This window comes from Allosphingosinicella sp., assembly GCF_036387215.1.
In the GTDB taxonomy this organism is placed as follows: domain Bacteria; phylum Pseudomonadota; class Alphaproteobacteria; order Sphingomonadales; family Sphingomonadaceae; genus Allosphingosinicella.
This window is the reverse complement of record NZ_DASVUE010000206.1, coordinates 1-6,736: the sequence shown is the minus strand read 5'-3', so window position 1 is coordinate 6,736 and position 6,736 is coordinate 1. Positions and strand designations below refer to the sequence as shown.

General features: G+C 65.1%; 7 protein-coding genes. 2 read left to right on the top strand and 5 right to left on the bottom strand.

Annotation, left to right across the window (positions count from 1 at the left end; translation table 11 throughout):
* The first annotated feature begins 47 nt into the window (after window positions 1-47).
* Window positions 48-821, top strand: coding sequence for a glucose-1-phosphate cytidylyltransferase (gene rfbF, locus VF662_RS08245; protein WP_464139758.1), 774 nt, complete (start codon window positions 48-50; stop codon window positions 819-821).
* Window positions 822-829: 8 nt separating this feature from the next.
* On the opposite strand, the gene VF662_RS08240 is transcribed toward rfbF, so the two are convergent.
* The 4 genes from VF662_RS08240 to rfbG all read right to left on the bottom strand — a co-directional run bounded on the left by VF662_RS08240 (window position 830) and on the right by rfbG (window position 5,475).
* Window positions 830-1,798: an NAD-dependent epimerase/dehydratase family protein gene (locus VF662_RS08240; protein ID WP_464139756.1), complete on the bottom strand. Its 969-nt coding sequence runs from the start codon at window positions 1,796-1,798 to the stop codon at window positions 830-832.
* Window positions 1,799-1,816: 18 nt separating this feature from the next.
* The gene (locus VF662_RS08235) at window positions 1,817-3,550 is read right to left on the bottom strand and encodes a thiamine pyrophosphate-binding protein (RefSeq protein ID WP_464139754.1); all 1,734 of its coding nucleotides are present in this window, start codon (window positions 3,548-3,550) and stop codon (window positions 1,817-1,819) included.
* Window positions 3,550-4,254, bottom strand: coding sequence for a hypothetical protein (locus VF662_RS08230; RefSeq protein WP_464139752.1), 705 nt, complete (start codon window positions 4,252-4,254; stop codon window positions 3,550-3,552). Before VF662_RS08230 ends, VF662_RS08235 begins: the two co-directional genes overlap by 1 nt.
* An 81-nt stretch (window positions 4,255-4,335) precedes the next feature.
* On the bottom strand, window positions 4,336-5,475 hold the full coding sequence (rfbG, locus tag VF662_RS08225) for a CDP-glucose 4,6-dehydratase (protein ID WP_464139750.1): 1,140 nt from the start codon (window positions 5,473-5,475) through the stop codon (window positions 4,336-4,338).
* Window positions 5,476-5,685: 210 nt separating this feature from the next.
* On the opposite strand from rfbG, the gene VF662_RS08220 reads away from it, so the two are divergent.
* Window positions 5,686-6,099, top strand: a complete 414-nt coding sequence (locus VF662_RS08220) for a GtrA family protein (RefSeq protein ID WP_464139748.1) — start codon at window positions 5,686-5,688, stop codon at window positions 6,097-6,099.
* Window positions 6,100-6,103: 4 nt separating this feature from the next.
* Here VF662_RS08220 and VF662_RS08215 read toward each other — a convergent pair.
* On the bottom strand, window positions 6,104-6,736 hold a 633-nt coding region (locus tag VF662_RS08215; protein ID WP_464139746.1), incomplete at its 5' end, for an aldolase/citrate lyase family protein.

Below are 6,736 nucleotides of genomic sequence, written 5' to 3'. Positions count from 1 at the left end.
TTTCGCGCCCGCCGAGAGGCTGACGGCGCCTGAGCTCAGAGGAATATATGAAAGCGATCATTCTCGCCGGTGGCCTCGGCACGAGGCTTGCTGAGGAGACCGGCGTCCGTCCCAAGCCGATGGTGGAGATCGGCGGGCGGCCGATCATCTGGCACATCATGAAGACCTATGCTCATCACGGCATCACCGATTTTGTCGTGTGCCTTGGTTACAAGGGTTACATGATCAAGGAATATTTCGCGAATTACGGCCTTCACATGTCGGACGTGACCGTCGACCTCCAGAAGGGCACGATCGAAGTGCACCGCAACCTCGCGGAGGACTGGCGGATCTGCCTCATCGACACGGGCGACGAGACAATGACCGGCGGCCGCCTCAAGCGCGCCCTTCCCTATCTCGGCAGCGCCGACACATTCTGCCTCACCTATGGCGACGGCGTGAGCAACGTCGATATCGGCGCTTCCATCGACTTCCACCGCGCCCATGGCGGCAAGGCGACCGTTACGGCAGTCCGGCCGCCGAGCCGCTTCGGCCAGCTCGGCATGGAGGGAACCAGGGTCCGGGAATTCGCCGAAAAGCCGGTGGAAGAGGGCGGCTGGATCAACGGCGGCTATTTCGTCCTCTCGCGCGAAATCGAAGACTATCTCGGCGACGACAGCACGATCTGGGAGCGCGAGCCGCTGGAACGGCTCGCCGGGGACGGGGAGCTGCACGCCTACCATCATGACGGCTTCTTCCAGCCGATGGATACGATCCGGGACAAGCAGTATCTCGAAGAGCTTTGGGCGGCTCGAAAGGCGCCCTGGCGGGTCTGGGGCTGAGCCGGCGCTCAGCCGAGGCCGATCTCCAGCCTCGAAGCGACATCGTCGACCGCTGATGCCAGGTCGTGGCTCAGCTCCAGGCCGAGCTCGGCGCGCGCCCGCGCGATCGAGGGTATGTACCGATCAACCGCGGGATCGGTGATCGGCGGCACCTCGGCCGGAACCCCGAAGCGGGCGGCGACGATCGCCGCGGCTCCGCCGACGGTCACCGCCTCGTCCGAACCCACATTGTAGATCGGGCAGGCGGGAGAAGCCGCTTCGGCGAGCGTCATCAGCCAGCGCACGAGATCGTCGGCGTGCATGTAGCTGCGATAGACGGCCTTTCGCGCCTGGACCCGAACCGGCCGGCCGGCCACCCCATCGGCGAGGAAGTTGCCGATGGCGAAATGCTGGTCGCGCGGGAGGTAGGCGCCGACGAAGGCGAAGCAGCGCGCCACGGCAGTGCTGACGCCGGCGGAGCCCAGCCCCGCGATGAGCTCCTCAGACAGGCGCTTGGCCTCGGCATAGTCGCGCTTGGTGTCGACCAGCTCGCCCGTGTCCCCGGGCGTGAAGTCCTCGGGCAGTTCGGCAAGGCCGGCCGGCTGCTGGCCGTAGACGGCGCCGCTGCTCGCATAGACGATCCTGCTGGAAGAATGGTCGCGCTGGGCAATGCGAACGTAATTCTCGACTGCCGCCAGGATGTTCGCTTTCTCGCCCTGCGGATCCTCCGCGTAGCGGCGGGCATCGGTGGTGCTGGCGGCGTGAACGACGAAATCGGCCTGCGGCAGTTCCTCCGCGCGCGCCGCGTCGATGTCCGCGAGCGTGACGTCGCTCCCGATCAGCTGCGGGTGATCGCGCCGAAGCGTCGATGCGCTGCGAGCAACGACGAAAATCCGCCCGATCGACCAGGGCGCGAGCAGCCCCCGCCGGTGCGCGTCGAGGAACGACTTGCCGAAGAAGCCGGAGCCGCCGATCAGGAGCAGCGATCGTCCTGACACCTCGCCCCCCTTCCCCGCTCAGGCGTCGGCGAGATAGTCGATATAGGGCGTCATCTGATCGATCGGATCCGACTCCATCGACCCCGTGGCCGTGATCCGGCTGCTGATCTTGGGGAAATAGGTCTGCTCGGGGTCGATCGGAACGATGAATGCGGCCGGCCCGGGCGCGCTCATCCGCCGCTGGAACTCGGCATCGCCTTCGAATTCGAGCGGCAGCGCCATCACCGGGATGTCCCAGGCGGGAAAGAGCTTCTCCCAGTCCGGAAGGCCGAGGCCGGAGGGACGGTCGCAGCCCAGATACTTACCGTTGAAATAGTTGCGCTGCGTCATCCGGATCGAAGCGTGGCCCTGATCGTGGAAGATGAAGATCTTGAGGTTGAGGTTGTTGACCGCGACCGTCCCCAGTTCCTGCATGTTCTGGGCGAAACCGCCGTCGCCTTCGACGAGGATGGTGCGCTTGCCCTTGCCGGCAATGGCGGCGCCGATCGCTCCGGAGAGGCCATAGCCCATCGAGGCGAGCGACTTGTTGTGGACCATGCGCTGGCCGAGCTTCTGCTTGTAGACCTGCATCGAGGTCGTCGCAGCGCCGCCGCTGCTGCACGGGATGAAGAGGTCGTTGCTCTGCGTGATTGCGTCGAGGCGCACCATGAAGTCGTAAGGCGAGATATAGCCCTCGCCGGTGGTGTTGACGTCCTCGACCCGGGGGACCGCCTGGCGAATCCGGCGCGCCTGCGCCAGCCATTCGGGCTTCGCGGGCAAATCATGCGCGAGCAGCGCGCGCAGGAAATGGTTGGCGTCGGTGGGGAAGCGGTGGTCGACCCGCGGGTGGCCCTTGTTGAGCTCCGCTTCGTCAATCTCGACCTGAACCACTACGGCCTCGCGGCCGAACTCGCGCCAGTTGAAGCCCGATTGCTGCAGCCCCAGGCGCGTGCCGAGCGCGATGATCAGGTCCGACTTCTGGATGATGATGTTGGCGCTGCGCTGCCCCCAGGTGTTCGGCCTCCCGAAATAGAATGGATCGTCGCCGTCGAAGCGATCGGCGCCATTCCAGGTGGTCATGACCGGCACCTCGAGAGCGGCGAAGCGCTCGCGAAGTCCGTCCACCGTCGCCCGGTCGACCCCGCCTCCGACCAGCAGCACCGGCCGTTGGGCCCGCCGGTAGATGTCGGCGATGCTCGCGACATCCTGCTCCGAGGCCTCCGGAAGCGTGACCGGGCGGATCGGCGGCAGAGGGGTCTCTTCAACCGAGGCGGCCTGCACGTCGAGCGGCATCTCGAGGAACACGGGCCCCTTGCGCGGCGTCCAGCTGACCGCGATCGTTTCGAGGAACTCGTCCGCGGAAATCGGCTTCATGAAGCGGTAGGCAAGCTTGGTGGTCGACTTGACCAGCTCCACCCCGTCCACTTCCTGGATCCCACGCGAGCGGACCTGCTGGAGCGCAAGATCGGTGGTCTTCACCTGTCCCCCGATCACGAGCAGCTCGCGGCTTTCCAGCCAGGCGCCGGAAATGGCGGTGACGATGTTGGTGAGCCCGGGGCCGGCCGTGACCAGCGCAAGCGCCTTTGCGGGCGCTGCGATCTCGTTGAAATATTCGGCAGCGATTCCAGCGGCGACCTCATGCACCACCGGAACGCCCTTCAGGTACCGGTCGAGGCTCTCGGTCAGGTGCATGATGTTGCCCCCGCCGACGTAGAAATAATGGGTGTAACCGGCCGCCTGCAGCCAGGCGCCGATCTGATCGCTGTACTTCATCAGGATTGCTTCTCGGTAAGGGTCAGGAGCGAGGAGATGATCGTGAATATCTGATGGTGGCTGAGGCTGCTGAGATCGCTCTGGTCATAGCCCCAATTGGCGTGGAGCGGCAGGTGGACCATGCCCTCGAACGGCTCGAGGTGCGAGTTCATGTCGTCCACGTAGACGATCAGCCACTTGCCGCGCTCGAGCCAGTTCTGCTCCTGCGCGACCGCCAGCTTGGAGCCGGCCCGGCGTATATCCTCCTGGCCGAACACCCGCACGACGTCGGCCCCGTGGAACGCCAGCGCCTGACGGATGGAATCGACGTTTCGCGTCGAAAGGATCGCGAAACGGTGCGGGTGCGACAGCAAGAGCGGCTTCAGCAGGAAGAAGAAGTCGTAGGGCGGCATCGCCTTCGGCCATTCCGGATCCTTGGTGATCTCCTCGCGCGCTGCGAAGAACGCGGTGGCGAACGCCCAATCGTCTTCGTCCGGCTCGACCTCCCGCAGCATCGCGGGCACGGTGATGCCCTTCGACTTGCTGTAGAGGCGGTTATAATGCCAGGCGTCGGTCACGACGGCGCGGAAGCTCTCGAACTCGATGAACGAGACGTCCTGCCGATATTCGTCTTTCCCTGCAGCGGCGTGCTGGGCGACCGTATAGGCCTCGAAATTGCTGTTGAAGAGAACCCCGTCGAAGTCGAGGACGAAGAGCAGTTCCATCAGCGCCCCTCTTGGCGGCCGCTCGCGGCCAGCATCTGTCCGATCATGTTGACTGTTCCGATCCGCATCTGAAGGAGTGGCTCACGACCCGCTCGCGCCCATAGCCGAAGCGGCAGCAGGTGGAGGGGATGAAGCGCTGGGAGCCTCTGATCTTCCCGGGCGGAGAAGGAGGAAATCCCGGATCTGCCGGCGGCTGACCTCGAGTGCGCTCTCGCCTCCGGCGACCGCTTTATGCCAGGTGACGATATAGTCAATTGCCTGCTCGAGGCTCAGCCTCGGGCGCCATCCGAGCTCGGCCCGTGCTTTGGAACAGTCGAGCTTGAGCAGGCCCGCTTCGTGCGGAATCTCGCCCTGCCAGTCGCGCCAGCCGCTCTCCACGCCCCAGGCGGCCGCCATCCGGTCGACGATCCAGGCCACGGGCCGCGCATCCTCCTCGGTCGGACCGAAGTTCCAGGCTTCGGCGAAGCGCTCCTGCCCCGCGAGAAGCCGCTCCGCGATCTGGACGTAGCCATGCAGCGCCTCGAGCACGTGTTGCCACGGGCGAACGGCACCCGGCGAACGGATCACCGGCGCCTCGCCTGCCTCGAACGCGCGCACCAGATCGGGCACCAGCCGGTCGAGCGCCCAGTCGCCGCCGCCGATGACGTTGCCTGCGCGCACGGACGCGAGCGCAGTGCCGTGCTCCGCCAGCCGATCGGCAGGAAAATAGGACGCGCGGTAGGCGGCGATCACCAGCTCGGAACAGCCCTTGCTGCTGCTATAGGGATCGTGCCCGCCCATTGGGTCGGTTTCTCGGTACGGGTAAACCCATTCCCGGTTCTCATAGCATTTGTCGCTGGTGACGGCGACGACCGCCTTGACGGTCCCCAGCGCCCGTACCGCCTCCAGGACGTGGACCGTGCCCATGACGTTGGTCGCATAGGTCTCCACCGGGTGCTCGTAGGAGTATCGGACCAGAGGCTGCGCGGCGAGATGGAACACCACGTCCGGCGTCGCGGCGCGCATCGCCGCCAGCAGCGCGTCATAATCGCGTATGTCGTCGATGACGCTGTCGACGGAGCGGCCTATCTCCGCGGCGTCATAAAGGCTCGGCTGCGTCGGCGGGGCAAGCGCATAGCCGCTGACCTTGGCGCCCAGTTCCTCGAGCAACAGGCAGAGCCAGCTCCCCTTGAAACCGGTATGGCCGGTCACGAAGACCTTCAGATCGTTCCAGTTCGCCATGAGATCGGGTTGGTCCAGCGTTTGAAGGAGTGGATGAGACGATGGTTCGCCGGGAGCGGCTCTCTCTGGGAGGCTTTTCACCGGCTTCTTGAGGATCTTTCCGCCGTTAAAGCCTCTTCGCCGCACTTTCCAGCCCGAGATAAGCCTGCTTGGCATGGCGCCGCAACCGTGTAGTGGCGCAGTCACGGCAAGGGCAGGGCAGTTGAACGGATGCGATTGAAGGGCGGCCCGGAAGGATGGCTTCACAATGCGGAGCTTCGTCGCTTTGTCAGGTTCCTGTTCGTCGGCGGCCTCAACACGCTCGTAGGCTACGCGATCTTCGCAGCCCTGATCCTGATCGGCCTGTCGGTGACGGCAGCGGTGATCGTGGGGACCGTGCTGGGCGTCCTTTTCAATTTCGTCTCGACCGGCCGGATCGTGTTCGGAAGCAAGGCCGGCCGCCTCCTGCCCCGCTTCATCGCCGTCTACGTCGTGCAGATGGGTCTCAGCATCGCCGCCCTGCACGCGCTCGAACGGGCCGGGATCGAGCCGCTGATCGCCGGCGCGCTGGTGCTGCCGTTGCTCGCCGTCTTCACCTACTTCGCAATGCGCAGGTTCGTTTTCGTGGACGGCGAGAAGGCCTGAGGGATCAGCCTGCCGAGCCCGACTGCTGCGTCTGGTTCCGCATCCGCGCTTCCATCATCTCGATACGCGGCAAATCCTCTTCGGCGATGCGCTGGTAATAATCCCGCTTGTTCTTGAGCCAGAGCAATTCGAACTCGACCGCATTGGCGATGCCCGCGAAAATCGCGTCGTTCGTGACCGCCGCGCCCTCGAAGATCACCTTCCGCGTCTCGAACCGGTCGAGCCGAACCTTCTGGATCTCCCGCAGCGCCTCGACCGCATCGCCCGAAACGGAGCCGCCGACGACGAGGTCCAGATCGGCATCGCGGCAGGCGTTGGCGACCTTAAGGACCGCGTCCGTGATCGACCGCTCGTTGATGGCGCCGCGAGGCATGCCCCGGGACAAGGTGAAATCCACGCGGCCGAAAACGAGCCCGACCCCTCCCTCGCGCGCGAGCGGCACCATCCCGTCAAGGTTCTGAAGCGTCGTTTCCGTCTCCACGTTGATCAGAAATTCGGTCTGCTCCTCGTTCGCGCCGTGGGTCTTTTTCTTGGCGTCGATGAATTTCGAGAGCGCATAGGGCGTCTCCACCATCGGGGCGATGATGTAGCCGACGCCGTAGACCTTGCTTGCGAACAGATCGGATACCGCCTCGGC